The organism is Microvirga arabica (assembly GCF_016811235.1).
GTDB lineage: Bacteria > Pseudomonadota > Alphaproteobacteria > Rhizobiales > Beijerinckiaceae > Microvirga > Microvirga arabica.
This window is the reverse complement of the sequence record NZ_JAFBID010000072.1, coordinates 1-26,637: the sequence shown is the minus strand read 5'-3', so window position 1 is coordinate 26,637 and position 26,637 is coordinate 1. Positions and strand designations below refer to the sequence as shown.

Below are 26,637 nucleotides of genomic sequence, written 5' to 3'. Positions count from 1 at the left end.
GCAGACGTTAGAACCCAAGGCACAACTGAGGGCTCTCCGGCTCCTCGTCTGTATTCAGGCTCGACAGAGATGCGCCCAAGAGGCGCACGCTCTTCCCGAAGGGGAACTGACCGACAAGCAGATCTTTTCCTGTCTGGTCCAGAGTCGCCCGGTTCTCGACCATTCCCGGCAGGGTGCGGCTGCGGGTGATCTGCTGGAAATCGGAGAACTTCACCTTCAGCGTGACCGTACGACCCCGCACGCCGGAGTTCTCGCAGTAGCGCCAGACCTTGTCGATGATCGGCTGCAGGGCGTCCGTCATCTCCTCTAAGCTCGCTAGGTCCTTCTCGAAGGTATTCTCCGCACCCACAGATTTACGAATGCGGTCCGGCTGCACAGGGCGACGATCAATTCCTCTCGAGAGCCAGTAGTAGTAGCTCCCTGCCTTACCGAACCGCTCCTGCAGGAATTCCAAGGATTGGGCCTTCAGATCAAGGCCCGTGAAAATCCCCAGCGAATTAAACTTCGCAGCGGTTGCCGGACCAATCCCGTGAAACTTCTTGATCGGAAGTTGCTCGACGAATGCCGGCCCCATTTCGGGTGTGATGACGAACATCCCGTTCGGCTTGTTCTGGTCCGACGCCATCTTGGCCGCAAATTTGCAGTAGCTCACACCCGCCGAGGCCGTCAGCCCGGTCTCCTGGAAGATCTTCGCCCGGATCTCCCGCGCAACCTGGGTCGCATACGGAATGCCCTTCAGGTTGTCGGTTACATCCAAATACGCCTCATCGAGAGAGAGGGGCTCCACCAGGGGCGTGTACTCGAAGAAGATCTCGCGGATCTGCTGCGACACCTGCTTATAGACATCGAAGCGCGGCCTTACGAAGATCAGGTCAGGACATTTCCTCCGTGCAGTGACCGACGGCATAGCAGAGTGAACGCCAAAGCGCCGGGCCTCGTAACTGGCGGCGGCCACTACGCCCCGCTCCCGCGAGCCGCCCACCGCAACAGGCTTGCCGCGCAGCTCCGGATTATCCCGCTGCTCCACAGAGGCATAGAACGCGTCGAGGTCCACATGGACGATGCGACGGTCGCCCATGGCCTGACGCAGGTCCGGATCTTCCGTCCCCGGAGCCTCGATTGCTGGATTAAGGTCGATGACAGACATGGTTCTCACGGCCGACCGCTGCTGTTGCCTTGGATATAGCATTTCCTGTTTTGCTTTTGTGCCAGCGCGCCAGTTTCCCACCCGTTTTCTGTGGCGCTGCCGCTTTGAGATCTTCTTCGATCAATCCCTGAAATGAGGTGCTGCCAATGTCAGCCGACAAGCACAGAAGCCTTGCCCGCCGCACAGCCTATCCCCGCCTAGCGGCTTCCCGCGGGGACATTGGCTTTGCTGTCCAGGTCAAGTGGGGCTATACCATCTCGCCGGACGTGTCGGCCCTCGAGGAACTCGGCTATCTCCGCCGCTCCCGGAACTCCGCCGGCGGGCGGAAGCGGGTCACCTGCATGGTGGTCACCCCGGCCGGGCAAGCGTTCCTTCAGGACACCCTCACCCGCCGCGGCCAGGACTTCGGCCCCGTTTCCCTGATCCGAACCATCGACCCGCGGAAAATTCGCAAGGGTGAGAGGCGCAAAGCTCGCTCCCAGATTGCCGGATACACCAACCGCCGCGTTTATCCCGGGGTCCGTACGCCCGATCTCGCAGCGCGTGCCCGGCACCTCGAGGCAACTCTTTCTTTCCTATCGCGGGTTATGCCCTGTGCTGGTGAGAGAGGGTGACGCGAGATGTTCAAGGGCAGGCAATTTGACCGATCGGTAATCCTGCTCTGCGTGCGGTGGTATCTCGCTTACAATCTCAGCCTCCAAAACCTCGAGGAGATGGTGGCGGAGCGGGGTATCTCCGTCGGTCACGCTACGATCCACAGGTGGGTCATCCGGTACTCGCCCGAATTGCTGGAACGGTTCCATCGACGCAAGCGAGCCGTCAGCCGAAAATGGCATGTGGATAAGACGTATATCAAGGTGCGTGGGCGATGGATGTATCTCTATCGAGCTATTGACAGCAACGGCGACACGGTCGAGTTCTGGTTCAGCGAGCGGCGCAATCTCGCTGCCGCCAAACGGTTCATGCGCAAGGCCCTCAAGAGGCATGGCCGTCCCGAGCGGGTAGTCATCGACGGCAGCCAGTCCAATCGGGAAGCGATCTTGTCGTGCGATGCGGAAAGCCGTCTACAGGATGGCTCAAGATGTCCGCTCATTCCGATTAGGATCCGGCAGAGCCAATTCCTCAACAATCGCATTGAGCAGGATCATCGTGCCGTCAAAAGACGGGTTCGACCGATGATGGGCTTCAAGTCTACAAATAGCGTCCGCGCTGTACTGGCCGGCATCGAAATGGTTCACATGATGCGGAAAGGATAGGCGAAATATGCCTACAATCCGCTGCCTTCACTTGCCGAGCAGTTCGATCGGCTCGCTGCCTGAGCAACTGAGGACGGCTCGCGCTTAGCATTCGTGCTACCAGGCCTCCGACTAGGTGTTCACGGGCTCGCCTATGATCTCGGAGATGGCAGTGATGTCGCGGGAGTAATTGGCGTTGCTCATGCGGCCGATACGCCAGCCGGAGATGAAGAGAAGGTTTCATCTCAATCACCGCCGGCGCCGGACAGCAGTACGTTACGAATATCGGTGCGCCCGCGATCCGGGGATCGCGAGAGAAGCTTAACTGGGACCGGCACTCATTGCGCCACTTTTATTTCCTGGCAGTCCCACGCGGTACACACCTCCTTGCAGATGGTGTTGCCGCTTTCAGTAAGCGTGCATTCGTATTTTGTCGCGGTGCATTTACAGACAGTGATGGTGGGCCGCTCGATCCCGCCCCCACTTGGCTTCTTGTTGAAGACCACCACGGCAAGTTTATCGCCCTCATAGTGAATGGTGGTGCCGGGTCCACTTGGGAGGGTCTTAACCCGCCGGGATCTGGGAGTGGTAACCTTGCCTTCAGATCGGGCGGTCTGCTTTCTTGCGGCCATGGAGGCCTCCCTGGTTGTACGCAGTCGACAACAGGCTGACCAAAGTCATCGCTGAGTATACACGAAGGGCGTTTAGGAAAGAAGACCCGTTGAATGAGAACGGCACCCGAAGGTGCCGTGAGATCCTTCAAGTGGTCGGCTACTGAATATAAGACCCCAGAAATGAGAAAACCCGCCATAAGGCGGGTTTTGTTTGGGCAATCGCCCAGATCCCTCGATAGGACCTCAGTCGATGTAAATGCCTCGCTTAACACTAGCCAAAACGCGAGCAGCACGGGCCTCACCAACCCGGACTAAGGCATTCCAAACGTTCGTCCCAACACTCTTCAGAATAGCAACCAACATAGCAATCAACCCTATCTCTTGTGCGCTGCACTATAGCCAATGTATTATTCCTCTGCTGCAATGCAACCTCGATTTGCTTCTTTAGTCATGCAATATGAGAATGCCTCCAATGCGACTAAAGTCTAAAGACACTAAGAGGGAGGCCGCATCTACCAACCGCTTCCTCTTACCTTGATCGCTGACACGTCGGGATTATCCAGGTGCAGGTTCAGTTTTCGAGGAGAAAGTCGAGAAGGTTGGTTTGAGCCGGCGCATCGACGCGGCGGGCCTCGGCCTGCCAAACGGCTAGCGTCTCATCGGAGACACCCGGGAGGTGCGAAACGAGATCCGGCTCTACGGCCGCGAGGCGCTTGGTCCGGATATCCTCGTAGAACGGTTGTGTCGCAAACTCGGAGCGGAGATGCGAAAGGAGTGATCGAGTGATTGCGGATTCAGGCAGCGAGCCGAGCGAACTGCTCTGCAAGTGAGAGGTTCGAATTGCAGGCATACTCCGCCTGTCCCTTGCGCATCATGTGAACCATCTCGATGCCGCTCAAGATCGTCCGAGCGGACGCCATCGACTTGAACCCGAGCATCGGTCGAATGCGCCGCTTGACGGCGCGATGGTCCTGCTCAATGCGATTATTGAGGTAGGCACTTTCCTGGTTCTGGATTGGTTTCAGCTCGCGTCTTGATCGATTTCGGAGCCGACTTGTCATATCGCAAGCTAGAATGGCCTCTCTGTTCGTCCGACTGCCGTCGATGACAATCCGCTCAGGCCGAGCATGGTGACTGAGCGCCTTGCGCAGGAACCGCTTGGCCGCTGCTAGATTGCGTCGTTCGCTGAGCCAGAACTCGACCGTGTCACCATCGCTATCGATGGCGCGGTAGAGATACGCCCAACGCCCGCGCACCTTAATATATGTCTCATCCACGTGCCACCTCCTGGTGACAGCTCGCTTTCGGCGATTGAACCGCTCCAGCAACTCGGGTGAATACCGTACAATCCAGCGATGCACGGTCGCGTAATCGACGGAGATGCCGCGCTCGGCCGTCATCTCTTCCAGGTTCCGGAGGCTCAGGCTGTAAGCGAGATACCACCGGACACACAGCAGGATCACTGAGCGATCGAAATGGCGGCCTTTGAACATCGATACCTCCGGAGCTTCCCGGAGGCGTAGACCGAACTCAGTTACTGAACGGTTTGCGACAGTTCCATAAGCAGTACTGGGCCGAGCGAACTCCCTGCGGAACCGCATGTTATGAGGTTTTCCGAGTGCCGGTTTGGTCGTTGGTTTCGATTTCCATACGGGAGCAGACTTGCTCAGCCGCGGCATCCTGCCCCTTGTTACCGAAGGCTTGATACCCGATATTTCAGAAAATACTGAAATTACGAAACTGACATGAACCTTCCACCTCTCATCCAAACCTTTGTGCTGCACTTCGGCGAGATGGGGTCGCGCTGGGGCATCAATCGGACCGTCGGGCAGATCTACGCCCTGCTCTTCCTCTCCAGCGAACCTCTGAACGCCGAGGACATCGTTGAGAGGCTTGGCGTCTCGCGCTCCAACGTGAGCATGGGCCTGAAGGAACTCCAAGCCTGGAACCTGGTGCGCCTCCAGCACAGGCCCGGGGACCGGCGGGACTACTTCTCCACGCCCGACGACATCTGGCAGATCGTTCGCACTCTGGTCGAGGAGCGCAAGAAGCGGGAGATTGACCCAACCCTGACCCTCCTGCGCGAGGTGCTTATGCAGGAGCCGGCGAGCGCCGAGGAGCGCCATGCACAGACCCGGATGCGGGACATGCATGACCTCTTCGAACTGCTCACCGACTGGTACGCCGAGATGCAGCGCCTTGAGACGGAGCGCCTCGTGCAGCTCCTGAAACTCGGCACGAAGGTCCAGAAGATCCTGGACGTCAAGGACCGCCTGTTCTTGACATCAGGCTCCAAGAAGCGCGGCGGCAGCGGCAAGGACAAGTAGACATCATGGACGACCCTCTCCTTCTCGCGCGCATCCAGTTTGCCGCGAACATCTCCTTCCACATCCTCTTTCCAACGATCACCATTGCGCTCGGCTGGGTGCTGCTCTTCTTCAAGCTGCGCTTCAACCGCACCGGTGATGCCGCCTGGATGGACGCCTACAAGTTCTGGGTGAAGATCTTCGCCCTCAGCTTTGCGCTCGGCGTGGTGTCCGGCATCACCATGTCGTTCCAGTTCGGCACCAACTGGCCGGGGTTCATGAACACGGTCGGCAACATCGCTGGCCCGCTGCTGGCCTACGAGATCCTGACGGCCTTCTTCCTGGAGGCGGGCTTCCTTGGCATCATGCTGTTCGGCTGGAACCGGGTCTCGAACCGAGTCCACACACTCGCGACGGTTCTCGTTGCCGTTGGCACTACCATCTCGGCCTTCTGGATCCTGGTCCTGAACTCGTGGATGCAGACGCCGGCCGGGTTCGAGATGCGCGACGGGGTGGCTCATGCGACCGACTGGTGGGCCATCGTGTTCAACCCATCCATGCCTTACCGCCTGACGCACATGCTGCTTGCCTCCGGCCTCACCGCGGCTTTCCTCGTGGCCGGCGTTTCCGCCTTCCGCTGGCTGCGCCGCGACCGCTCGCCGGGCGTCATAGCGGGGCTTCGTACAGGCGTCTTCCTGGCTGCGGCCCTGATTCCGATCCAGATCTTCATCGGCGACATGCATGGCCTTAACACGCTGGAGCACCAGCCGGCCAAGATCGCCGCTATGGAGGGCATCTGGGAGACTCGCAAGGGCGCACCCATGGTGGTCTTCGGCCTGCCGGACGAGGCAACGAAGTCCAACCGGTTCGAGATTGCGATCCCGAACATTGCCTCGTTCTACCTGACGCACGATTGGCAGGGTGAGGTGAAGGGCATCAACAGCTTCGATCACCGTCCGCCCGTTGCACCTGTGTTCTTCGCGTTCCGGATCATGGTGGGCATCGGTCTCCTCATGTTTGCAGTGTCCTGGCTTGCCGCATGGCAGTTGCGCCGCAGCGGCGAGGTTCACCATCATGTGGCCCGCGTGCTGGTCGCGATGACCTTCGCCGGCTGGATCGCCACCCTGTCCGGCTGGTATGTCACCGAGATCGGCCGTCAGCCCTGGCTCGTGACAGGCATCCTCACTGCAAAGCAGGCTGCGTCCAACGTCGCAGCTCCCATGATCGCCTCGACGCTGATCGGCTACCTGCTCGTCTATGCCGGCCTCTTGGCCGCCTACATTGCGACGATCTTCTACCTTGCGCGCAAGTCTGCCGTGCCGGTCCACCACAGCCCCGCAGAGCCCGTCCGGGCCGGCGGCGCCACAGCTGCAGGCGACGCCGTGGCGGCGGCTCTGTAAAGGAACACCATAATGGATCTCACCTCTGCCACCTGGCTGCCCGTGGCCTTTGCGGGACTTATGGGCTTGTCCGTCCTTCTCTACGTGGTACTCGACGGCTATGATCTTGGCGTGGGCATTCTCAGCGGCACCGTACAAGGAGAGCACCGTGACCGGATGATCGCCTCGATTGGCCCGTTCTGGGACGCCAACGAAACCTGGCTCGTGCTCGCCGTCGGCCTGCTCCTTGTCGCGTTTCCGCAGGCTCACGGCGCGATTCTGGGAGAGCTTTACCTCCCGGTCGCTGGCCTGCTGCTCGGGCTCATCCTGCGCGGCGTCGCCTTCGAGTTCAGGGCCAAGTCGGCTGTGGATCACAAGGTCTGGTGGGACCGCGCCTTCGTGGCGGGCTCCACGTTGGCTGCCCTCATGCAGGGCTACATGCTTGGGCTCTATATCGTGGGCTTCGAGCGCACCGCCGCTAACGTGTCGTTCGCCCTGCTGACAGCCCTTTGCCTTGTGGCAGGCTACGCCTTCATCGGAGCGACATGGCTCATCATCAAAACGGAAGGCGTCCTGCAGCGTCGGGCTGTAGCATGGGCTCGCGGCACCCTCCTCCTGTCGGGGATCGGCATGGTGGCGGTGTCCATCGTCACGCCGCTTGTATCGGAACGCATCTGGGACAAGTGGCTGAGCCTGCCGAACTTCGTTCTCCTTGCTCCTGTTCCACTTGTGACCGCAGGCCTCTTCGTGGGGCTCAGCATCGTGCTGCGGCACCTGCCGACGCGGACGGACCGCTTCTGCTGGCTGCCCTTCACCGGAGCTGTTGGCATCTTCATGCTAGGCTTCCACGGCTTGGCCTATAGCTTCTTCCCGTACATCGTGCCGGACAAGCTGACGGTCTGGCAGGCTGCCGCTGCGCCCGAGTCGCTGATGATCATCTTTGTGGGGGCCTTGGTGGTCCTGCCGATTATCGCCGCCTACTCGGCCTTCGCTTATCGCATCTTCTGGGGCAAGGCGACGGATCTGCGCTACTACTAAGGCTGGCCGCCAGAAAGTAGAATGCGTGTCGCCGCCCTTTGGGCGGCGACACGACTGGCATCTAGGATCGAAGGGAAGTAGGTCGCTCAGCGGTCGGCCTTATCCCCGCTGGTGGTCAGTTCCACATAGCGGCGGGTGACGGGCTCGATGATCGCGGCAACCTCCTGGGCCGCCTGTTCCTCCTCCCGCACCGACTGCTGGAATGCCGAGATATGCGCCGTCTCGCCGGCAGCTTCCGCGATGGCAATCAGGGACCGGTAGGCCCCGATCTGCTCATACTGATACGCGTAGCCCGCATAGAGGTTTTTGAGGGTCTCGTCCTGAAACAGCCCATGCACGGTCGCGCCAACGGTGCCGGCCACCGTGGTGACAGTCTCCTTGATTGACGAGATGCTCTCGCCTGCGGATTGAAGAGCCTGTTCGAGGCGAGCCAGCTGCTGGCGTGTGGTTTCGATATGTCGCTGAAGGAGCGCCGCGTAGTCCGGATATCGCTCCAGGCGTGAGACCTGAACCTCCATCTGCTGCAGGCCTTGATGCTCCATCGCATGGGTGTTGCGCAATGCTGTGACATAGATCGAGCGGGCGTCTGTGGCCATGAACGTGCTCCTCCAAGAGTTCGTCAACAGTAACAGACAGTCTTCCGCCAGGTTCCAGCCGCCCCGGTAGACCTCGGGTCAGGTCCAGTACAGGACCTGGGCTGCAGGAAGGTATTTGCTAATTGCTTCTTCAAAGAAGGCGCGCATCTCCTTCATGACATCGGGCGTGTACACATACTTGACCGTATTGAACTTGGTCGTCTTACGCGCCCGCGTTGCCTCGTCCATATCGAGGTCGGAGCCGGGATACCACCCGGTCAGCACGTTCTTTGACCCCGGCGTGAAACGATGCGTGATCAGCTCCACCGTCAGGTCCAGATCCGGAATGTCGGCAATCTGCTGAGCCGCCTCCTGCAGAAGGGCACTGTAAGCCTCTTGCCAGCCTTCCACCGGCATGATGGGAGCAATCGTCAGCCCCACCGGATACCCTGCGAGAGCCACCTGACGCAGGGCACGAAGGCGGGCTGCAACAGGTGCCGTGCCGCCCTCGAAACGTGCCACCGGTTGGGCGTTGACCGAGAAGCGGATCCGGGTGTGGCGTTGATGAGAGAGAGTAAGCAGGGGCTGGACCGCATCGTACTTCGTCGTGAAGCGCAGCTGCACAGGCGCCTTCCAAGAGCCGAAATGCGCAATCGTCTCCGCCAAGGAGCCGGTTAAGTGCTCAATACCGAGAGGATCCGTGTAGCAGGACGCCTCAAAGGTTGTGCCCTCGTGCGCTCTTTCCTCAGAAACGGAAGTTACGCCACCCCTTCCAATGTACTCGGACAAGCCCCCAAGGATTTCCGGCAGATTGGCATAGACCCTCGTCACTGGAGGGCCCGAGAGTGAGCCTGCGAGATAGCAGTACTGACAGTGAGCCGGGCAACCCTCTGCAAGATCCACGCGCCAGTCCGCGCTGGGTGGGATCGGCTGCAGGCGGCGCTTGCTGGGAGGCGCAACCACAACGGCAAGGGTTGTCTTGGCGTTGACGTAGGCCTTCCGGTCATTCTCGCCGGAGAGACCGGTCAGGCGATTGCTCTTGAGCTCCACAATCTCGGATCCTAGAGCGGCGGCCCGCTCCAGAATGGCCCGCCCGTGTTCCCATTCCAGCGCGGCCGGAGTAACGAGCACGCGCCTGGGACGCCAGAGCTTGGGTGACGACTGGTCGGCTCGTGGTTCAGGACTTTGTGCGGCAGCCCTCACAAGATCGGTTAACACGACAACATGCCTCTGATGGAAGTCCGCTGGTCAGCGGACTCGGGTACTTTGGGATGGATGCGGCCTTCACAACTCAGGCTGATGGCGGCTTGAGCCGCCCGCTTTGCTGACTTCTTATGTGGGTTTTGGAGCAGCCGATTGTAAGCAATGAGGGAAGGCAAAGCCGATGTGTCACATGCTGAACTGAAGTGTTCGCCGCGCGTTGGGGATCATCTTCCATGTGATCCTGGCAGGCAGGCGATGAGTAATCCCGATTTGAAGCCTCTCCACCAGCAGGTAGTCGTGATCACCGGCGCGTCCAGCGGCATCGGCCTAGTCACGGCGCGGATGGCTGCGAGAGCGGGAGCCGGTGTGCTGCTCGTCGCCCGCAACGAGGATACATTGCGCCGCATCACAGCTGAGCTGCGGGCGGACGGAGCCCGCGTCGACTTTGTTGCCGCTGACGTCAGCCGCCAGGAGGACCATGAGCGGATCACCCGAACTGCGGTCGAGCGCTTCGGCGGCTTTGACAGCTGGGTGAATAATGCCTCTGTGGGCACAGCCGGCGAACTGGACAAGGTGACCATCGAGGATCATCGCCGGGTCTTCGACGTCAACTACTGGGGCGTGGTGTACGGCTCACTCGAAGCCGCCAGGCATCTGCGCCGACGGGGTGGAGCCATCATTAACATCGGCAGTGTGCTGGGCGAGCGCACCGTTGTTCTTCAGGGCCCCTACTGCGCAACCAAGCACGCGGTCCGGGCCTTCACGACTGGGCTGCGGATGGAGCTTGAACGGGAAGGCGCGCCTGTCTCCATCACCCACATCAAGCCGAGCTCCATCGACACGCCCTTTCCCGAGCATGCCCGCAACTATCTCAGGACTGGCGTCCAAGTTCCGCCTCCGGTCTACTCCCCTAACCTCGTCGCAAAGGCGATCCTCTTTGCCTGCGAACACCCCCGGCGCGAACTGACCGTCGGCTTTGGCGGCAAGATGGCTCCGCTGATGGGCAGACTGTTCCCGCGCTTGACCGACCGGCTGATGGAGGCTGTCGGGTACTGGGCCCAAGAAACTAGAAACCCGGGGATCCCCACGCGCCGGGACAATCTTTATCGCCCCCGAGAGGATGGAGCCGAGCGCAGCAGCCTGGGATATCCCGTGGTTCTCAAGAACAGTCCTTACCTGCAGGTTCAGATGCATCCGGCCGCGACAGCGGCGATCCTCGGCGGCTTGGCGCTTGGGCTTGCTGCGGTAAGCAGAGCACGCCGGTAACACAGCAATCGGCAGGAAATGCTCAGGCCTGCCTTCCGGCTGCGCCTGCACGGCCAGGGAGCATCGGGGCCGCAGTTCCCAGGGAAGCAATGAACTCCCCTGCCAGTACATGGGCTGCCGCAGGATTTGTGGCGTAGTCGACCTCATCCGTATCAACCTCGACCACTTTCAGGCCGGGAGCCTCTGATCGCAGCTGTTCCAGCCGCCGGTCGATGGCTGTACATAGATCAACGAGATAGGCACGTCCAACGCCTGTCTCCTGGCTCCTGCCGCGGCGCGCTATCCGTCGCAGCTGGGTGTCGGGCGTGCATCGCAGGTGAACCACAAGCGCAGGATGACCAACACGGTCCACGAGGCGGCGATAGACGGACTCTACGGCATCTGCATCCGCCGGCGAGCAGCCGATGTCGGTGTAGGACAAATCCTGGAAGAGGGCGAAGTCACAGACAATCAAGTCCTCGCTCTTGCCTGCGGCATCCCGGATGAGATCGGCATGCGAGAGAAGAAAGCTGATGTTCTTCTCAAAACCGTAGATCTGAGGAGCCGCGTAGAACTTGCTGAAGAAGGGGACGTTGAGCACGTCCTCGTGCACCACGTGCGAGCTCCAAGCCTCAGCCAGAACACGGGCAAGTGTTGTCTTGCCGGCACCGATGCCGCCGACGATTTCAAATCGCTTCATGGAGCAACCTCAGCCACGGACCAAATGTACGTAGAAGCTTGGGAATGGTCAGCGGGTTTCGTTCGCAACCCGCGGTTTCTCAGCCCGTGCAACCTCTACACTGTGATTGTCGGCGACCCCGCTCTCGTCGTTGATGGCGCCAATCCTATGCCGGTAGGACAGCTCACCGCCCAGCCAGCCCGTCACCCCCAGCAAGGCAACTGTGACCAATGATAGAGCCAAGCCCCAGCCCTGCGCCCCTGCCACCGGATCACTCCAGCGCAGGCTCAGGTTGATGATGGCAAGGGTCAGGGCAACGACATTGCCGCCGGCATGGACCCAAGCGCTTGTGAGGCTGCGCACCCGGTCGATGGTGGAGAAGTCAATCATGCCAGGGATGGCTGCAACTGCGCCTGTGACAACGCCGGCCAGAAGCAGCCAGAACGACACATCAGCCCAGAACACGTTGCTGGTGGCTCGGAACGCTATGTCGGTCACCAGAGCGCCGATTAGGGATGCTATCGGGAAAGGGATCAGCATCGGATGGATTGGGTGACGAAAGACGGCGGCCGTGCTCTCAACGCCGTGCCGGTGATAGGTACCCATGGGAGGTCTCCAGGACTCGCCGCATTACCAATCCGCGCCTGAGCTGGATGTTCCGGAGCCCCCCAGGACACAATGGGGGCTCACCAGGAACGCACAGCGCGAACACAGGAACAGGCCTGCCGGTTTGAGTTTGAGGCCAAGGCAGAGGCGATCTCAATGGGAACGAACTCTGGCCCACACTGCTCGTTGGAGTGGATGTCCCTTTGCAGGTGAGATGCCGTGACTGCCGAAAACCCGATCCCCGTTGTTCAGCAAACCTTCCGCACGGTCATGGACAGGTTCAGGTTTGATGCCCCGGTGCTGATCCTCGGGCACAACGATGCGGACGGCCTCTCGGCCAGCGCCCTCCTGGCGCGGGTGCTCGCTCAGCAGGCTTGCCCCCATCGGGTTCGGATCTTGGGGCGGGGCGAGAACCCTTGGTCGGACGAAATGCGCACGGAGTTGTCCGACGCTGCAGTCGGCGGCTTGATCGTCACCGATCTGGGAGTGCGCGAGGGCGAGATCCTGGCGGGAGCCGAGACGGTGGTGATCGACCATCACGTGCCTACAGGCACTCCGGGATCGGCAACCGTGATCTCGGGCTTCCACATCGACCCGGTGCCCACATCCAGCCTGCTGGCCTACTGGTGCGCCGCCGCATTGGCCGAGGTTGACGATCTGCTCTGGATCGCTGCGCTTGGCATCATCGGCGACATGGCCGAGAAAGCGGGCTTCGCGGAAATGGAAGACGCGCGCAAGCGCTACGGCATCACGGTGCTGCGGGAAGCAACCGCGCTGCTCAATGCGCCGCGACGCAGTGCCAGCGGAGACGCAAAGCCGGCTCTTGACCTCCTCATGAAAGCTGGTGGCCCTAAGGAGCTCCTCTCCGGCGAGCACCCGGAGACGGCTCTGCTCCGAGAGGCTCGTGAGGAGGTCAAGCAGGAGTTGGAAATGGCCAAGCGTGTGCCTCCAAAGGTGAAGGGCAACGTGGCGCTGATCTGCTTCCACTCGCCGTGCCAGATCCATCCGCTGGTGGCACAAGCCTGGCGCGGTCGCCTCAGGAACAACATCGTTCTTGCGGTCAACACGGGCTACCGGCCGGGTTGGATCCACTTTGCCGCCCGCACAGCGCTTGATCTGGATCTCATCGGTTTTCTCAGGGACAACGCCCCGCCAGGGGCCGACCAGAACTACGGCAGCGGTCACAGGCAGGCGACAGGCGGTGCGCTGCGCCCCGAGTCCTGGAACATGTTCGTCGAGAAGCTCGGCTTCGGATCCGACCTGATGGTGCAACCATGAGCGCCCGGCCTGCCCGCCTCGGCTTCCCGGTCAAGATCATGGGCCAACCCGACCTCAAGAGCAACGATGCCCGGCGCTCGGGCAGCAATCCGCATCTGAAGGTCTCGCTCGAATACCTCGACGCGATTCTCGACTACCTGGACCGGCACCAGATCCGGATGTACCGGATGTCGTCGGACATCGCGCCGTACGCTACACATCCGGACATGCCGCAGTTCCACGGCATGGTACGGGACAGCGCCGCCGAGTTGCAGGCGTTCGGGGCAAAAGCCAAGCGCCTGGACGTCCGTCTTTCCTTCCATCCTTCGCAGTTCGTGGTGCTGAACAGCCCCGACCCGAAGCTGGTGGAGAAAGGGATTTGGGATCTCCTGTCCCAGGCCGAGATGCTCGACCTCATGGAGCTCGGCCCGGAAGCAGTGCTGGTGATTCATGTGGGCGGCACCTATGGCGACCGGCAGGCCAGTGCCGCGCGCTGGGTGGAGACCTGGAAGACCCTTCCCGAGCCGGTCCGCCGGCGGCTTGTTCTGGAGCATGACGACATCCGCTTCAGTGCAGCCGACGTGCTCTGGATCCACGAGCACACGGGGGTGAGGCTGGTCTTCGACCATCAGCACTTCTGGTGCCTGAACCCGGAAGGGCTGGAGCTGCGCCCGACGGTCGAGGCCATTCTCAGGACTTGGCCCCAGGACGAGCAACCCAAGATCCACTTCTCGTCACCCCGCACCGAACTCCGCCAGGTCAAGCGCACGGACCGGGCGACCCGGAAGAGCACGATGGTGAACGTCGCCCCCGTGTGGACCGGCCATGCGGATTTCTGCAATCCGTTCGAGTTCATCACTTTCATGCGCACGGTGGAGGGCCTTGAGTTTGACGTGATGCTTGAGGCCAAGGTGAAGGATTTGGCGCTCATCCGGTTGCGGCCCGATCTGCTACGCTACGCTCCCGATGTGGCGGCGCGCTTTGGTCTGAGCGCATTCCAAGCGCCTCTCCTGGAGCAGGAGGAGGCCGCGTTGCTTCAAACCGAGCCCGATGCCGGCGCGTGATCCTCCATAAAGACGAACCTTCGATCATAGGACCTATTCTTCGTTTCTTTTCGTGCGATGCAGGCCCGTAGAAAGCTGAATATTCAGGTGCGAATGGCCATATAAGGTTCTGAACCTACCCAAACGAATCCGCTTCTTGTGGCGCACGGCGCATCGAAGATGCGGGTTGCTGGAACCCACATGGCGCTCCCGAAGCAACTGATCGACATTGAGCGGATCTATCTTGAGCCGGCGGCAGAGACCTATGCGCGCGGCCAGGAGATCCTGGCCAAGTACCCGCAGGCTGAACGCACCTACGTTGAGTCGCACTGGAAGATCCCATCCCTGCACGGCAACGAGGGCAATGCCGAGGATTGGCTCAGGATCAAGCGCAGCAGTCTCGTGCTGGGCGTGAAGAAGGGCCTCACGATGCGTCCGAACGGCCGCAGCGCACACTTCATTGCCCCCTCGACGTCGAATGGCTGCGCCATGGCCTGCGCGTACTGCTACGTCCCGCGCCGCAAGGGCTACGCCAACCCGATCTCCATCTTCGTCAACATCGGCGAGGCCTGCGCGGCCATCGAGCGGCATGCGGGGCGGCAGGGTGCCCTGCCCGCCCCCGACCAGATCGATCCGCAGCAATGGGTCTACGACATCGGCGAGAACGGCGATCTCTCGGTCGATGCATCGATCTGTGACAATGTCCGTGATCTGGTTGACTTGTTCCGGCGTCTGCCGAAGGCCAAGGGCTCGTTTGCGACCAAGTTCGTGAATCGCGACCTTCTCTCGTATGACCCGCAAGGCAAGACCCGCATCCGCTTCTCGCTGATGCCGGAGAAGATCGCCAAGGTTGTCGATGTACGTACCTCCCCCATCGCCGAGCGCATCGCAGCGGTGAACGACTTCGTGCGGGCCGGCTACGAGGTTCACCTGAACTTCTCGCCTGTGATCGTCTATGAGGGCTGGGAGCAGGACTATCACCCCCTGTTCGAGCAGATCGACGATACCCTCTCGCCTGAGGCCAAGGAGCAGTTGCGCGCCGAGATCATCTTCCTCACGCACAATGAGCAACTGCACGAGGTGAACCTGCGCTGGCATTCGAAGGCCGAGGAGTACCTGTGGCGTCCTGACCTGCAGCAGGTGAAGCGCTCCGAGGGCGGCATGCTGAACCTGCGCTACAAGGTAGCTTGGAAGCAGAAGTGGCTTACGCGCTTTCAGGATCTGTTGGCGAACAAGCTCCCCTACTGCGGGGTTCGTTATGCATTCTAAGGGCAGATGTGACCCAGGTGCATGAAGCGAAAGCCGCTGGACTGAGGCAAGGCCCACAGAGGCGGCTTTAGGACCAAATGTATCTTTACGGCGGAGACCGGCGCACTAACTCCTCTGTTCGGGTGGGCAATAGCTTACTCAGAGGACACGTGCCACCCAATCACATGAGCCCTCATGCCCATCCTTGGTCTTCCCGATGATCTTCCTGACGCAGCTCGGCGCTATGCCGAGGCATTACCAAAGGGGCGGTATACCGCCTTCCCCCTTACTTCTCTTGACCAGACGGGCGTCGCAGTCTGGGAAGTCGCGCTGTTCCTCGACAATGCTGCGGATCTTCCCGGCGCCATGCCCTCGGGCTACGGGTACGGTACCACGGACGGAGAGGCACTGATCGGCGCCATTGCCGAAATGGCGGAGATGATCTGTCCAACATTGCGGCTTGTCGGCGAGCCCCACTGGATGGGGTCTTACAACGATCTAATCCGTAAGGTCGGTAAGGCTTGCATCACCGACCCTCTGACTTTGTGTCTGCCCGCAGGCAGCCCCGTTGACCGGGACACACCACTGGCCTGGATCAAGGCCGTCCGGGCGCGGACGGGCGAATCGGTCCTTGTGCCCATGGATGTGGGTGCTTTGGACTACTTCGAGCTGCCGCCAGGCTACCAGCCCTTTACAACCCTGATCACCAATGGCCTCGGTGCCGGCCCCGATATTGACTGGGCGCTTGGTCACGGATTGCTGGAATGTCTTCAGCGGGATGGCAACGGCCTCCTCTTCCGCGCTCTCGACCAGGGCATTCTTCTGGACCTGCCGCCAGACCTTGAGCCTGAGACCCGAGCGCTCCTTAGCCATCTCGATGATCTCGGCATTGAGGTTCAGGCGAAGTACGCAACGGATGAGTTCGGTCTCGCCAACCTCTACGTTGTCGGCTTCGAGCGCGACGGGTACGAACCACCCGTGCCGATCATGCTGTCGGCCTGCGGAGAGGCCTGCGACCCGGACCGGGAGCGTGCGCTTCGCAAGGCGCTGCTGGAATTCTGCTCATCGCGTGTGCGCAAGGCATACTCGCATGGCCCGCGTGTTGTAGCTGAACGCGTGGCCCCGCCGGGCTATATCGAGGCCTTTCTGCAGACCGCTGGCCCAAGCCTGGAGAACGCCGAGAACCGGGCTTTAACCGAAATGCTCGAATGGGCTCGGATGAGTTCATCCCAGCTCAAGGATACCCTTCGGAGCACTGTCTTCTCGAACAAAGGTCTCAAGAGCTTTGGGGAGCTGCCTGCAAACCTTTGCGTTGATACCCGCGCGCGCGGGCGCGTCGCCCGAAATCATCTGGAGGCGGCAGGCTTTGACGTGCTGTACGTCGACTGTTCCCCTCGTGACCGGTCCGTTGCAGTTGTGAAGGTCATCGTTCCGGGGCTGGAGGTGGAAACGATGAGCTACTACCGCATCGGGGAGCGAAACACGCGCAAGCTCCTCGAACGTGACAGTCCCCTGATCCGGTTTGGCGAGCCAACGAATGAACTTCAGCCTGTTCGCCTGACGCCTGAGGCCCTTGACCGTCTGGGCGGTCGCCAGCCCCTCCTCGACACCGCCGCCGTGGATCGGATGGTCGGCCCTCTTTACCCGCTCTACCGCGAGCCCGAGGCTCACCACGTTGCGGAGGTTCTGGGTATCTGAGGCACTGAGCTTCGGAACCGTCCTAGAACAGCTGGGTTGTCGGACATCACTTGCGTGTGGGAGCCCGCGGCCCTGCTCGCTCCACCCTGTCAGGATCAATCCATGACAAAATCCGACATCCCTCCGACCCACACGATCAATCCCATCGACCAGCCGCCGGACTCGGATGCCCCGACTGCCGCCATGCTCAAGGCCGATATCGATAGTGGGGCAAGCGGCGACAAGACGGAGGTGTTTGATCCTGGCATGGCCATGCTGGGCACGTGCGAGGAGGCCTCCGGGACGCCCTTGACCCCGGCACAGCTTGCCTGGGCCCGGCGTCAGGAGACCTTTCACCGATGGAGAAGCGGTCTCAGGACAGGCATCGCCCACCACAGGCGGGATGGCTTCCCGACAGTGTTTGTCAGCTTCATCGTCCTTGTGGGTATCGTTCTCTTGAGTGGAATCTCAATGGTTAGCCCATAACCTGGAAAGATCCCGGTGCAGCCACCGCACATACGTGATCAAGTCCAGTCTCGCAGACGCTGAATCCGTAGGTTGGATACAACAAACTGGAAGCCTGCTGCATCAACAGCCTGATCAGCCTCCGGGTGTTCGCCATAGGCTGCGCCTCCGTTCCAGGCGATGGCGCGGACAGGGTGCCCCAACCGATGCTTGAAATCATCCTGTGATCCGCAGGCTTCCTCCCAAAGCCTTTTCCGGTCAACAGTCGCGCGGCTATGGGTTCGCGTGTGGCTCGCGACAACATGGGATTGATCCAAGGCGGCAATCTCGTCCCACGACAAGGCGATCCGACCGCCTGGTACTTCATCGGTCCCGCGGGTGATATTGTGATCCGCAGCGAAACTCCACTGATCGGCCGCATTCACAAACCCTGTCACCACGAAAAACCAGCCCACCAGTCCGTGCCGGTCAAGAAGCGGCCGTGCCACGTGAAAGTTGTTGCGGTACCCGTTATAGAAGGCGAGGATCAAACCTGGCTTGGATTTATGCCATTGGCCGGTCGCCATCACCTGGTCGAGATCCTCGGCAGTGACCGGATCGAAGTGCCGGGCGTACAGGGCGAACTGCCGTTCGTACTCCGCTCTCCGCCGTTCCGGCGTGAGATGGAAGTTGACCGTGCGAATGACGGCTCCTGCCTCGAAAGCCGCTGCGACTGCCTCAACGTCAAGCATCACGCGCCTCATCGCCAGCCTGAGCGAGCGCAGCCGGACCGAACGCACGATCCGCAACCCACTCGATCAAGCGCGCCATGTCGACAGAGCCGTGCCCGCTTTCGCGGGGACCAACTCCCTTCGCAGCTTCGCGGAGCGATGGCCCGAGACAGCTCGCCGATGGGTCCACTCCGGCAACAGCACCGGACACATTCTCCAACACCAGCATCATCGGGATGCCCTCCTCGCCGTAGTTCCGGTCAGACAGGAGGGTGAGAGCCGTGTGGAGGTCGCTGCAATCCGAGTCATCGGTCATTACTGCCTCTGGGATCTGCCATCGCATCGTGGGCTCACCCCTTCAAACTGCCCATGCTGAGGCCCCGAACGTAGAAGCGCTGCAGGCACAAAAACAGCACGATGACCGGGATAACGGACACGGCAAGGGCCGCCTGCTGCAGCGACTGGTTGCGTTCGTCAAAAAACTCGCTGCGCAGAAGCTGGATCCCCACGGTCACGGTCTGGAGTTCGGGGGCTGCCCGGGTGACCGTCATGGTCCAGATCACCTCATTCCAGTGATAGATCCAGACCAGGAGTCCGAGTGTCACCATGCCAGGACGCACCAGCGGCAGGGCTATGCGCCAGAACAGCCCGAACTCGCTGGCACCATCGATCCGGGCGGCATCCAGAAGCTCATCCGGCACCGTCATCATGAACTGGCGCATCAGGAAAACGCCGTACCAGGACACCGCAAAGGGTAGGATCAGGGCAAGATAGCTGTCGAGCAGGCCTGTTCCCCCTTGGCCCAGCCAGTCATTGCCACCCGCAAACGGCCAATAGCGCAGGATAAAGAACATCGGGATGATGAAAAGGAAGAACGGAAAGATCTGCGCGACCAGAACAAAGCGCAAGATCAGGTTCCGGCCCCGGAAGCGGTACTTGGCGAGCGCGAAGCCCGCAAGCGCGCTGGTAGCTAGTTGCACCGCCGTAATGGATCCTGTCACGATAACGCTGTTCGTGAGCCAAGCGAGCATGGGCAGATCGGTGAATGCCCGGATGAAGTTGTGCCATTGCGGGATTGTGGGCCAGTAGACAGGAGGCCGGGCTAATCGTTCGGCTGGCGTGCGCAGCGCACCGATCAGCATATCCGCAAACGGCAGGATCATAATCACGGCGCCGAGGCTCAGGATGCCGTATTTGAACGTCCAGACCGCCCACTTGCGCACCCCTCGAGGATGCGCCGTTGTTGCCCCTGCATTCGTTGCATCCGTGGGCTTGGGCAGGTCTGTCCGAGCGGCTTTGGTTTCGTGCGAGAGCATCCTCATCAGTAGGCCTCCACACCGCCGCGCCGCAGGACACGCAGTTGGAGGAGAGAGACGAGGAAGATGACGACGAGCAGTACGTAAGCCGCCGCTGATGCGCGGCCCAGGCGCAAGTCTGTGAAGGCCATGCCATAGATGTAGAGTGCAGTGACATTCGTGCTGTTCACGGGCCCGCCCTCCGTCAGCACAAGGATCAAGGCGAAATAGCTGATGGCGGTGATGACGCTGGTGATGAGCACAAACAGGATAGTGGGTCGCAGCAGCGGCAGGGTGATGCTCCAGAAGATCCGGGCTTCGCCCGCGCCGTCAATCCGCGCCGCCTCATGCAGGGACTCGTCAATGGCCCCCAGTCCGGCGGAGAACAGCAGCATGTTCTGGCCAAGGTGCATCCAGACAAACACCATCACAACCGCGATCATGGCCGTTGACGGATCGTTGAGCCACGCCGGCCCGGCAATCCCGATGAGCGCCAAAAAACGGTTCAGAACGCCCCATGGGTCCGCCAGGACAAACCACCAGATGAAGCCGACTGCGACGACGTTGGTGACCATGGGCAGGGAGTAGATCGAGCGCCACAGCGCCTGGTATCGGCTCCGCGAGAAGACACCGGCGAGAAGAAGCGAGGCTGGCACGCCGATGCCGACCACGCCAACCGTGAAGACAAGGGTGTTAAGGAGGGTTTTCAGGAACAGGGGGTCGCGTGTGAAAAGGTGCTCGTAGTTCGCCGACCCGATCCACCGAGGGGCCACAAGGGAGTTCCAGCTGGTGAAGCTCAGGTAGAGAGAGGCAGCCAGCGGCAAGGCGAAGAAGACAAGACCGAACAAAAGCACAGGCACCAGAAACAGATACGGCGCCGTCTTCTGGGTCAACATTTTTGCGGGGTTGAGGCTGAGCGGCGACACAGGTCAACAAGGCTCCCACGGCACCGGCCTACTGCATTCACCGCGCCTCCCGCAGGATCGACTCGATCTGCGCATTGGCGGCACTGAGGGCTTTCTGCGGGTCCTGGCGCCCAAGCCACGCCTCCTCGATGGCACCACGGATGGTGACCTCGATCTCGGAGGCTTGCGGCACGTTCTTTTCCGAGATTGCCCGGCCCGAGCTGATCGCCTCCATGTAGGGTCGTGTGAAGGGGTCGTTCACCTCGGCCTGCGACGCCGCGATGTCAGCCTTGTTGGCAGTGAGCCCTCCCATAATCATCAGCATGTCGCCGACGCATGAGCGCTTGCCCGGCTCGGGTGGTGTGTTGAGCCAGCGTACCAAGCGCCAGGCCTCCGGCTTGGAAGGGCTACGCGCATCAACCCCGTAGTAGAAGGAGTACTGATAAGTGCGCCAATCGTCTCCCCCCGGGATCGGGGCGACCCCCGCCGTGCTTTCAAACTTGTCACCCAGCCCCTGGCGGAGCGTATCCTTGAACCAATTGGCTGTGATCATCATGCCGACCGAACCGCTCGGGAAATCACGCACCTGGATGGATGAGTTCGTGACGTTTTTGCGGAACATCTCGGCCTGCTTGGCGACGATCTCCACGGCTTCCGGTGTCGTCAGGTTTGTTGAACGTAAGTCATCGGTGAACAGCGAACGCCCCCGCGAAAACAGCAGTGTGCGGAAAGGGTGAACCGCATTGGCTGGGGTGGGACCAAACGCATAGCCGGCCACCGTGAGCTTGCCCTGAGCATCCGCTTTCGAGATCCTGGCCGCCATTTCGGCAAGCTCGTCCCACGTCTTCGGGGGCGCATCGTAACCTGCCTGCTTGAGGAGGTTCTTGTTATAAACGAGCAGATAGGTGCTGACCTCAGCCGGAACACCCCAGATCTTGCCGTCGACGGTCGCCGCATCGACGGTGCGGGCTTCGTACTCGCGCCGGACGAAATCGACGATGTCGGCCGGCGGTTCGGCGAGGACGCCGTTCGAGACGAGCTGGACCCCCCATATGCTGTAGACGTTGTAGATATCGGGCGAACGGCCGCCGATGCGTGAAGTCAGGATCGTTTGCAGGAAGTCCCGGAAGGTCGCCTGTTGATGAACAATCCTGATGTTGGGGTTCTCGGCCTCATAGCGCCGGAAGCAGGCTGTCAGGGGCCGCATCTGCTCGTCAGTATAGTGTGTTGCGACCGTGATCGTTTTTTGTTGTGCCCAGACTGGCTCACTAAGACCGGCAACAGCCAAGCCACTAGTAGCCAGCAGACGAAGGGCCACTTTCAGCGAAAGTCTGACTGGGGCAGGTGACATGGAGACCCCCTTGAGCGCGATGAGCCGCGGATCCAGCAACAAGCAGTTAGGGCAAGCAGGCTAAGCAACCAATGGGCAACGAACCAAGCGATTTCTAACGTTAGGGCTTGTAAAAGCATGCACATGACGCCTCTTAGCCTTGTGCGTCTTGGATACTATCATTTCGAAGTACCTACATATCAGCTGCGATTGGTCTTTGAGGAGGGATCTCCAAGCCAGCACGCTAAGTGCATAGGGCAGTTGAAGGAACTCACACCAGAGAACCTACCCGCGTGAGGCTGCATGATTGCATGGCTTGAACACGAGCCAGCCGCGTCAGGGTGACACTCTGTGGAACAGGGCGATCAGACCTGAGTTGCTGCATGAGAACAGGCCATCACGAGGAGCCTACCATGGCGAAGTCACTCAAAGCCGGCGACAAGGTGTCTTGGGACTCCTCGGGTGGTCACAGCACCGGTAAGGTAATCAAGAAGCAGACTACCCCAACGCAGATCAAAGGTCACAAGGTTGCAGCCTCAAAGGACAACCCCGAGTACATTGTAAAGAGCGACAAATCGGGAAAGACTGCAGCCCACAAACCTGGTGAACTCAAAAAAGCGTAAGCGCCTTTTCACTCATGCTGCCAGGCGCGCTACGCTGGAGCGGGATGCCCACGCGGCTGATGAACTTATGGAAGTTGTGCGTGCTCTTTCAACGTCAGCTCGTCAACGGATCTCGGGGCTATCTCTTCCTCTCACCGGACCTGTGCTCGACGTTCGCCTGGGCGACACACCGTGACTTACATGCCTTGCAGGCACGCTACTTTTGGCTTCTTGGTAGCGTCTGATCCCTCGATTGGGAATAATGTGACCGCTCAACCCACACCGCGCTATCCCGCGTACGACGACAACGTAGAACGACCCCACCTGATGAGGACCACACCATCCAGGAGATCACTGCCTCGCTTGCCCGGGTGAGCCAAACCCTCGCCAAACGATACGAACATGCGGTTCGTCCCTCGCATGGCAAAAGCCATGGCCTGCTAAAGGGGACATTTACGGTTCTCGGCGACTTGCCAGAGCCCTTCGCGCAGGGGCTCTTTGCCGTGCCATGCACTTACCCCCTGGTTGCTCGTCTCTCCACCGAGCCCGGGGAGCTTCTGGCTGACACCATCCACACACCACGGGGGATTGCCCTCAAGATCATCGGCGCACCAGGTCGGATGCTCAGCGAGCATGAGGGGGAAATCACACAGGACTTTCTGCTCAGCTCCGGCCGGCGCTTTGCGGTGGCAGACCTGACGGGCTTCCTCAGAGTGCAGCGTTTTCTTGAGGAGATCTCAAGTCTGCCCGAGGGTGTAAAGCAAGCGCGGCGGCGCTCGGCAGCCCGCGCACAGGTTGAGCACGGCTGCCCTGCTCGGGTTGTGCCATCTCGCGAAAATCCTCCATCTGGGAGGGTTTTGACGGTCCATTAGGCTGGTAACGAGGGGCTTGCGGCGGCTCCGGCTTGACCTGGTGCATGGGTAGGCTCCTTTCAGGAGGCTGCGCTCGGTTGAGGCAACCCCCACAAGCCTCTTCCAGTTTGGCGGATCCCCGGCGGCAGACTGCCGCAGAGCACCTCCATGGAAGCATAACCCGCCGTCTAAGCGGGATCTAACACAGTTCGATGCTGCTAAGGAACCAGCGCCTTGATCGCCCATGCCCTGGCCTTGAGATGGATCGACCCATCCGCTTGGCGAGGAAGGGTGTCCTGAAGCCTCACCTTCAGGCGCTGTTGGGCCCCGGGATCAAGGCTGGTGCAGTAGCCAGGCGCCGGCCTTGTCCCCAGAGTGAATGGACGCCAGTAGTCCTCGAAATCGGCAAACACCGTCGCGACCTCAATCATCCTGCACTCCACGGAAGCCATACCTGCTTCCTCTGCCATAGCGGTTAGCTGATCGCCCGTGCAGAAGGGAAAGCGCCTGCCCTCGGTGAGGTCCAGAGCTTTGGGGTCCAGAGCCGTTGCGGCATTCCAGAAGGCACGCATGAACTCAATGCCTCCACCAGGATAATCCCACACGTAAAAGCCAACGATTGCCCCTGGACGAGCAACCCGCTTCATCTCGGCCAGAGCCTTCTGCTTGTCGGGAATGAAGTTCAGGACCAGCGCGGACACGACCATATCCTGGCTGGCGTCCTCCAATGCAAGGGATTGTGCGTCCCCGACCCGAAACTCGGCGCATTCATCTGAAACGTTGGCTTTGGCTTTGGCTTTGGCTTTGGCTTTGGCGATGAAGCCTTCGGATGGGTCTATGGCAATAAGACTCCTCGGCCTGCATTGCGCAACAATTGCGGCGGACAATGCACCGGTCCCGCAACCAACCTCCAGCCAATCCAAATTGGCGGGTGCGGCAAGCCAATTGAGAAATTGCGGAGCAACCTGGCGGCTCCATCGCCCCATATAGGCCTCATAACTATCTCCGGCCTGCCAAGCATCGTGGCGGGATGCCTCTGCCATCGATTGGTCCTCCCTCAGCACAGAGTTGAACCTGCCCTAGGATACTCCTGCTGCTCCTGGGAGCATAGCCGGAGCGGTGCGGCCTCATGCCTGCGGCAGGAGCTTGTCTAAGATCGCCTCGATGGTGGATGCCGCAATCCTGTCCGCCATCTTGTCGTCCACCCGGCACACGTCCTTCAAGGCCAGATAGCTTTCCATCCCTGACGCCGCAGAGAGCGAGAAAACAAGAAATTCAAACTCCTTCCGCTTCATCTTTGAGCGCACAGGCGCAAGCGCGTGCTCGTACATCGGCAGGCGGCGTCCGCCCCGTATCTCTCGGCTGGCCTGCCCTCCCTTCGCGACGGAGGCATCAAGAACCCGCGCCAGAAAGAGACGAAACGTGGCCTCGGATTCGCGGGTGAGCGTGAACAGGTAGCGCTGCACACGAAGCACCCGCTCCCGCACGTCCTGAGCATCCCCGACGATCTCCTCGGGTGAGAGGACTTTCGCATCAAGGGCAGCCTCAAGAACCAGGGCTTCCGAGGCGGAGAAGTAGCGGTAGGCGGTAGCTTTCGAGATGCCGGCTTCGTTGGCTGCTGCCAGTACGGTCACGGGTTCACCACGCTCCATCACCCGGCGAGCCGCTTCCAGGAGCGCCTGCCGGGTACGGCTTTTCTGGTTGGTTCGTCCGGTATCGAGACGCAACGGGAATAACCCTCTTGAGACAAGCATCTCATTATGATACCGTTGTCCCGTGAGTTGAGCAAGAGTTGTCCCGTTCTGAAACCGGAAGGACCACCATGACCACTCCCCAGACCGACACCTATCATCTCCTCGGCAACCTGCTGCAGTTCCACGCCCGCAGCCCAGATACCGGCGGGGCATACTGCCTCGTGGAGGCCCTGACCGCTCCTGGGGCCGGAGCCCCTCCGAACCGGCACCCCTCCGACGACGAGGCTTTCTATGTGCTCGACGGCACCTTTGAGTTCATGATCAACGGGGAGACGATCCCCGCTTCCAGCGGCAGCTTCGTAAAGGTGCCCAATGGGGCCGTTCATGCCTTCAAGAATGTGGGCCAGACGCCCGGGCGCCTTTTGATCATCAACTCGCCAGGCAAGGCACACGATGGCTTCTTCAGTGAGGCAGGAGACCCCATGCCGCCCGGCACCCGCGAACTTCCGCCGCCATCTGGTGCGCCAAACATTCCTCGTGTCCTGGAGATCGGCAAGAGGAACGGTTTGGAGTTTCTGCTTTCCGCTTAGCAAGAAGGATAACCGCTTCTGCCTTGCAGCGCTTGGAGTAGGTATCCTGCACGTGCTCCGTAACTTTGATGGAGGCGACCATGGAAGCCATGGGAGCAACGAAGGCGATAGTTGTCGGCCCACACGATGGCATGGCCGGGTTCTTAGGCAGTATCGGCGTGCGGTTCATGATCGACGGACAGGAGGCGGGCCAGCGGTTTTCCATGGTCGAGCACCCTATGTCCGCACGAGCATTGGCCGCTCCCCTGCACCGGCACCTTCGCGAGGACGAGTATAGCTTCGTGCTGGAGGGGCAGGTGGGCGCGCTGCTGGGAGACGAGGTCCTCATCGGCAAACCTGGCGATCTGATCTTCAAGCCACGCAATCAATGGCATACGTTCTGGAATGCCGGCGATGAGCCCGCCCGCATCCTGGAGATCATCTCCCCGGCTGGGTTCGAGGAGTTCTTCCGCGAGCTAGTCAGCCTGGGTGGTGTCACCCAGGCTGAGCCGCTTACGTTATCTAGCTTATGTGAGCGCTACAGTCTTGAGATGAAGCCCGAGAGTGTTCCTGTGCTTGTCGAACGCTTCGGCCTGCGCTTTCCAGGAGAGCCACTGGGCTGAGCAAATCGCTCCACCTAGGTGGGCTGTCAGGATAAATCTACCGCCAAAGGTAGATTGGCGGAGCTGGTGACGGAGAGACCGGTTTCCTGTTGCTTGCCTTTGCACTGTGTTGCCCCGTCCTGAAACGACACTGTTTCTGAAGACGTTCATTTCTCACCAGTGTTCACCTCATGAGATGAAGTTACTGTTGGTGATGGTCTGATGGGTTAAAAGCGAGCGGCGTCCTCTCACAGCTCATAGAGCATGCCCGGAGCAGCCGAAAAGGCGCTGGAACAGACCACGGCCTCCTCCGTGTCCAGCGGGACTATGCCGCTGCGGCCAGTGGGTCAGGTACCGGGGCT

27 protein-coding genes and 1 pseudogene are annotated in these 26,637 nt (G+C 60.6%); 14 read left to right on the top strand and 14 right to left on the bottom strand.

The window, feature by feature from the left end; translation table 11 throughout:
* Window positions 1–7: 7 nt before the first annotated feature.
* A complete protein-coding gene (gene dinB / locus JQC81_RS25435) occupies window positions 8–1,078 on the bottom strand; it encodes a DNA polymerase IV (RefSeq protein ID WP_246520656.1) in 1,071 nt (356 codons plus the stop codon).
* A 215-nt stretch (window positions 1,079–1,293) separates the two neighbouring features.
* Between dinB and JQC81_RS25430 the strand changes: the two genes are divergently transcribed.
* A complete protein-coding gene (locus JQC81_RS25430; protein WP_203274592.1) occupies window positions 1,294–1,761 on the top strand; it encodes a hypothetical protein in 468 nt (155 codons plus the stop codon).
* A 6-nt stretch (window positions 1,762–1,767) separates the two neighbouring features.
* Window positions 1,768–2,466: pseudogene (locus tag JQC81_RS25425) on the top strand (IS6 family transposase).
* 254 nt (window positions 2,467–2,720) lie between these two features.
* Here the strand turns inward: JQC81_RS25425 and JQC81_RS25420 are convergent.
* Both JQC81_RS25420 and JQC81_RS25415 read right to left on the bottom strand, forming a co-directional pair.
* Window positions 2,721–3,014, bottom strand: a complete 294-nt coding sequence (locus JQC81_RS25420; protein WP_203274590.1) for a hypothetical protein — start codon at window positions 3,012–3,014, stop codon at window positions 2,721–2,723.
* 776 nt (window positions 3,015–3,790) lie between these two features.
* Complete coding sequence (locus tag JQC81_RS25415) at window positions 3,791–4,489, bottom strand: IS6 family transposase (RefSeq protein WP_203274589.1); 699 nt, start codon at window positions 4,487–4,489, stop codon at window positions 3,791–3,793.
* A gap of 252 nt (window positions 4,490–4,741) precedes the next feature.
* On the opposite strand from JQC81_RS25415, the gene JQC81_RS25410 reads away from it, so the two are divergent.
* Genes JQC81_RS25410 through JQC81_RS25400 form a run of 3 tightly spaced genes read left to right on the top strand, consistent with a single transcriptional unit; the run spans window position 4,742 to window position 7,719 of the window.
* On the top strand, window positions 4,742–5,323 hold the full coding sequence (locus tag JQC81_RS25410; protein WP_203274588.1) for a GbsR/MarR family transcriptional regulator: 582 nt from the start codon (window positions 4,742–4,744) through the stop codon (window positions 5,321–5,323).
* 5 nt (window positions 5,324–5,328) lie between these two features.
* Entirely contained in the window at window positions 5,329–6,702 is a 1,374-nt protein-coding gene (locus JQC81_RS25405; RefSeq protein WP_203274587.1) for a cytochrome ubiquinol oxidase subunit I, read from the top strand.
* A 12-nt stretch (window positions 6,703–6,714) separates the two neighbouring features.
* Complete coding sequence (locus JQC81_RS25400) at window positions 6,715–7,719, top strand: cytochrome d ubiquinol oxidase subunit II (protein WP_203274586.1); 1,005 nt, start codon at window positions 6,715–6,717, stop codon at window positions 7,717–7,719.
* A gap of 86 nt (window positions 7,720–7,805) precedes the next feature.
* Here JQC81_RS25400 and JQC81_RS25395 read toward each other — a convergent pair whose 3' ends face one another.
* Window positions 7,806–8,315 (bottom strand): DUF892 family protein, encoded by a 510-nt coding sequence (locus JQC81_RS25395; protein WP_203274585.1) that lies wholly within the window; start codon window positions 8,313–8,315, stop codon window positions 7,806–7,808.
* A 78-nt stretch (window positions 8,316–8,393) separates the two neighbouring features.
* Window positions 8,394–9,512, bottom strand: a complete 1,119-nt coding sequence (locus JQC81_RS25390) for a spore photoproduct lyase family protein (protein WP_376772452.1) — start codon at window positions 9,510–9,512, stop codon at window positions 8,394–8,396.
* A gap of 240 nt (window positions 9,513–9,752) precedes the next feature.
* Here JQC81_RS25390 and JQC81_RS25385 point away from each other — a divergent pair, with 240 nt between their 5' ends.
* Window positions 9,753–10,763 carry an SDR family oxidoreductase gene (locus JQC81_RS25385; RefSeq protein ID WP_203274584.1) on the top strand — a complete coding sequence of 337 codons (1,011 nt, stop codon included), beginning with the start codon at window positions 9,753–9,755 and terminating at the stop codon, window positions 10,761–10,763.
* Between the two features lie 22 nt (window positions 10,764–10,785).
* On the opposite strand, the gene JQC81_RS25380 is transcribed toward JQC81_RS25385, so the two are convergent.
* Window positions 10,786–11,442, bottom strand: a complete 657-nt coding sequence (locus JQC81_RS25380) for a deoxynucleoside kinase (protein ID WP_203274583.1) — start codon at window positions 11,440–11,442, stop codon at window positions 10,786–10,788.
* A 48-nt stretch (window positions 11,443–11,490) separates the two neighbouring features.
* The gene (locus tag JQC81_RS25375; RefSeq protein WP_203274582.1) at window positions 11,491–12,027 is read right to left on the bottom strand and encodes a DUF2231 domain-containing protein; all 537 of its coding nucleotides are present in this window, start codon (window positions 12,025–12,027) and stop codon (window positions 11,491–11,493) included.
* Between the two features lie 219 nt (window positions 12,028–12,246).
* Here JQC81_RS25375 and JQC81_RS25370 point away from each other — a divergent pair, with 219 nt between their 5' ends.
* From JQC81_RS25370 to JQC81_RS25350, 5 genes are all read left to right on the top strand, one after another.
* Complete coding sequence (locus JQC81_RS25370) at window positions 12,247–13,305, top strand: DHH family phosphoesterase (RefSeq protein ID WP_312887578.1); 1,059 nt, start codon at window positions 12,247–12,249, stop codon at window positions 13,303–13,305.
* Complete coding sequence (gene uvsE, locus JQC81_RS25365; RefSeq protein WP_203274581.1) at window positions 13,302–14,348, top strand: UV DNA damage repair endonuclease UvsE; 1,047 nt, start codon at window positions 13,302–13,304, stop codon at window positions 14,346–14,348. Before JQC81_RS25370 ends, uvsE begins: the two co-directional genes overlap by 4 nt.
* Before the next feature lie 180 nt (window positions 14,349–14,528).
* Window positions 14,529–15,596, top strand: a complete 1,068-nt coding sequence (locus JQC81_RS25360; protein WP_203274580.1) for a spore photoproduct lyase family protein — start codon at window positions 14,529–14,531, stop codon at window positions 15,594–15,596.
* 174 nt (window positions 15,597–15,770) lie between these two features.
* Window positions 15,771–17,273, top strand: coding sequence for a YcaO-like family protein (locus JQC81_RS25355; RefSeq protein WP_203274579.1), 1,503 nt, complete (start codon window positions 15,771–15,773; stop codon window positions 17,271–17,273).
* Window positions 17,274–17,375: 102 nt separating this feature from the next.
* Window positions 17,376–17,738 (top strand): hypothetical protein, encoded by a 363-nt coding sequence (locus JQC81_RS25350; RefSeq protein ID WP_203274578.1) that lies wholly within the window; start codon window positions 17,376–17,378, stop codon window positions 17,736–17,738.
* A 38-nt stretch (window positions 17,739–17,776) separates the two neighbouring features.
* Here JQC81_RS25350 and JQC81_RS25345 read toward each other — a convergent pair whose 3' ends face one another.
* The 5 genes from JQC81_RS25345 to JQC81_RS25325 form a co-directional block, all read right to left on the bottom strand.
* Window positions 17,777–18,448, bottom strand: a complete 672-nt coding sequence (locus JQC81_RS25345; RefSeq protein WP_203274577.1) for a polysaccharide deacetylase family protein — start codon at window positions 18,446–18,448, stop codon at window positions 17,777–17,779.
* A complete protein-coding gene (locus JQC81_RS25340) occupies window positions 18,441–18,743 on the bottom strand; it encodes a hypothetical protein (protein ID WP_203274576.1) in 303 nt (100 codons plus the stop codon). The genes JQC81_RS25345 and JQC81_RS25340 overlap by 8 nt, the downstream gene beginning before the upstream one ends.
* 34 nt (window positions 18,744–18,777) lie before the next feature.
* The gene (locus tag JQC81_RS25335) at window positions 18,778–19,749 is read right to left on the bottom strand and encodes a carbohydrate ABC transporter permease (protein WP_203274575.1); all 972 of its coding nucleotides are present in this window, start codon (window positions 19,747–19,749) and stop codon (window positions 18,778–18,780) included.
* Window positions 19,749–20,615, bottom strand: coding sequence for a carbohydrate ABC transporter permease (locus JQC81_RS25330; RefSeq protein ID WP_203274574.1), 867 nt, complete (start codon window positions 20,613–20,615; stop codon window positions 19,749–19,751). Before JQC81_RS25330 ends, JQC81_RS25335 begins: the two co-directional genes overlap by 1 nt.
* 70 nt (window positions 20,616–20,685) lie before the next feature.
* Window positions 20,686–21,834 carry an extracellular solute-binding protein gene (locus tag JQC81_RS25325; protein WP_203274573.1) on the bottom strand — a complete coding sequence of 383 codons (1,149 nt, stop codon included), beginning with the start codon at window positions 21,832–21,834 and terminating at the stop codon, window positions 20,686–20,688.
* A 536-nt stretch (window positions 21,835–22,370) separates the two neighbouring features.
* On the opposite strand from JQC81_RS25325, the gene JQC81_RS25320 reads away from it, so the two are divergent.
* On the top strand, window positions 22,371–22,580 hold the full coding sequence (locus tag JQC81_RS25320) for a hypervirulence associated TUDOR domain-containing protein (protein ID WP_203274572.1): 210 nt from the start codon (window positions 22,371–22,373) through the stop codon (window positions 22,578–22,580).
* A 1,048-nt stretch (window positions 22,581–23,628) separates the two neighbouring features.
* Here JQC81_RS25320 and JQC81_RS25315 read toward each other — a convergent pair.
* Together JQC81_RS25315 and JQC81_RS25310 are read right to left on the bottom strand one after the other, a co-directional pair.
* A complete protein-coding gene (locus tag JQC81_RS25315) occupies window positions 23,629–24,453 on the bottom strand; it encodes a class I SAM-dependent methyltransferase (RefSeq protein ID WP_203274571.1) in 825 nt (274 codons plus the stop codon).
* 84 nt (window positions 24,454–24,537) lie between these two features.
* Complete coding sequence (locus tag JQC81_RS25310; protein WP_203274570.1) at window positions 24,538–25,137, bottom strand: TetR/AcrR family transcriptional regulator; 600 nt, start codon at window positions 25,135–25,137, stop codon at window positions 24,538–24,540.
* A gap of 95 nt (window positions 25,138–25,232) precedes the next feature.
* On the opposite strand from JQC81_RS25310, the gene JQC81_RS25305 reads away from it, so the two are divergent.
* Entirely contained in the window at window positions 25,233–25,694 is a 462-nt protein-coding gene (locus JQC81_RS25305; protein ID WP_203274569.1) for a cupin domain-containing protein, read from the top strand.
* A gap of 80 nt (window positions 25,695–25,774) precedes the next feature.
* On the top strand, window positions 25,775–26,296 hold the full coding sequence (locus tag JQC81_RS25300; protein ID WP_246520653.1) for a cupin domain-containing protein: 522 nt from the start codon (window positions 25,775–25,777) through the stop codon (window positions 26,294–26,296).
* Window positions 26,297–26,637 lie beyond the last annotated feature (341 nt).